Origin of the sequence: Pseudomonas sp. SIMBA_067, assembly GCF_046534675.1 — a bacterium.
Lineage (GTDB): Bacteria > Pseudomonadota > Gammaproteobacteria > Pseudomonadales > Pseudomonadaceae > Aquipseudomonas > Aquipseudomonas putida.
Genome location: NZ_JAWRYH010000300.1, coordinates 1 through 279, shown reverse-complemented (window position 1 = coordinate 279; position 279 = coordinate 1). Strand labels below are relative to the sequence as shown.

Below are 279 nucleotides of genomic sequence, written 5' to 3'. Positions count from 1 at the left end.
GGAATGAAACAGGCGTAACAGCATGAAAGTTAAATATAAAGTTTTCAGTAATCTTTATCAGGACTCAGTTTCTCTGATGCAGATTTCCGCGCAAATCAGCAAGTTGCCCGGTATTCAACAGGCCTCGGTCGTCATGGGAACGCCCAATAATCTCGAACAATTGCGCGATGCGGGTCTGGGTAACGAAATCAACGCCAGTCCCAATGATTTAGTGATTGCAGTCATGGGTGAAGAAGATATTTGCAATGAAGCACTGGTACTGGCCCAGCAACGTCTGAC

The 279-nt window shown here is 45.9% G+C and carries 1 pseudogene; it reads left to right on the top strand.

Going from position 1 to position 279, the window contains the following annotated elements:
* Positions 1–22 precede the first annotated feature (22 nt).
* Positions 23–279, top strand: a pseudogene (locus tag SB765_RS29185) (hypothetical protein); the annotation flags it as partial.